The organism is Nocardia glycosmidis, assembly GCF_052545115.1.
The window spans coordinates 1-1,348 of the sequence record NZ_JBQWRH010000054.1 but is presented as its reverse complement, the minus strand read 5'-3'; the positions used below and the strand labels follow the sequence as shown (position 1 = coordinate 1,348).

1 protein-coding gene is annotated in these 1,348 nt (G+C 64.5%); it reads right to left on the bottom strand.

Going from position 1 to position 1,348, the window contains the following annotated elements; all coding sequences use genetic code 11:
• Positions 1-30: 30 nt before the first annotated feature.
• Positions 31-1,295 (bottom strand): IS3 family transposase gene (locus ACT86A_RS27450; RefSeq protein WP_445095123.1). Its coding sequence is split into 2 segments (ribosomal slippage): positions 31-1,022 and positions 1,022-1,295, totalling 1,266 coding nucleotides; the frame shifts between segments, so codons are not numbered across the junction.
• Between the last annotated feature and the right edge of the window lie 53 nt (positions 1,296-1,348).

Genomic DNA, 1,348 nt, shown 5'->3' with positions numbered 1-1,348 from the left:
TGAACCGCCCCGGGTTCGATGCGCACCGGTTTATTTGTCTCCAGCCGGTTGCTCGGCGTGGAGTGCATAGTAGTCGGCTTCGTGTTCGGCCGGTGGTCGCCGGCCGAGTCGGTGCATGATCCTGGACTGGTTGTACCAGCCGGTCCAGTCGGCGGTGAGGAGTTCGACGTCGGCGAGCCTGGTCAGCGGGCCGCGCCGGAACGGGGAATCGTCACGGATCGCTTCGGTTTTGTAGAGCCCGATCGTGGTCTCGGCGAGGGCGTTGTCGTAGGCGTCGCCCACAGACCCGATCGAAGACCGCAAACCCGAAAGTGTCAGTGTTTCACCGAGTTTCACCGCAGTGTATTGGGATCCCGCATCCGAATGATGTATTGCCCCAACGATCGGATGGCCTTCACGGGCCCGGACCGCGGCTGCTTGCCGGATCGCTGATTCCACGAACGTGGCATGTTTGCTGGTCGAGCATTCCCATCCCAGGATCCGCCCAGCGTAGGCGTCGACGACGAACGCGGTGTAGACGAACGCGCCGGTCGCCAGCCGGACGTAGGTGAAGTCGGCGACGAGCAGCATGTTCGGCGCCGGGACCCGGAAGTGCCGGTCGACCAGGTCAGGGGCCCGTGATGCGGCTGGGTCCGGTTCGGTGGTACGGACCTTCTTGCGCCGCACGACGCCTTTCCAGCCGTTGGCGCGCATCAGCCGCTCCACCGTGCACCGCGCGACTCCGATGCCCTGTCGTTGCAGGTGAGCCCACATCTTCTCCGCCCCATACAACGACTCCGGCGTTCGCCGCCCCCGCTCATCGGGCTCGTAGTGGCCGGCCAGGATCTCGGTCACCGTGGTGTCCCACAGAGCCCGTTTCGACGGTGCCCGCCGCGCCCAGGCGTGGAAAGTCCTCGGGGCGATCATGCATCCGTGCGCGGTCAGCGCACGGCAGATCGGAACGACCCCGAACCGGACACGGTGTTCGGCGATGAACTCACAGATCACTTCCGTCGCGGGTCGTTCGCCCGCGCGAAGAAAGACGTTGCCGCAGAAAGAATCTCGATTGTCTGCTCGAGTTCGGCGATCTTGCGTTTCTGCTCCCGGATCGTCCGCGCTGCCTCCGTCGTCGTGCCCTCGGCGTCACCACGATCGATCTCGGCTTGCCGGACCCATTTGCGCAGGGTTTCGGTGGTCATCCCCAGCCGAGCCGAAACCGCCTTCATCGCGGCCCACTCACTGTCGTAATCGTCACGGTGATCGACGACCAGCCGGACAGCTTTGGCCTTGGTCGCTTCGTCGTACTTCGCAGGCATGATCTGCCCATCCTTCCCAAGAAAGAAGGTGAGCACCAAACCCGGGGCGGTTC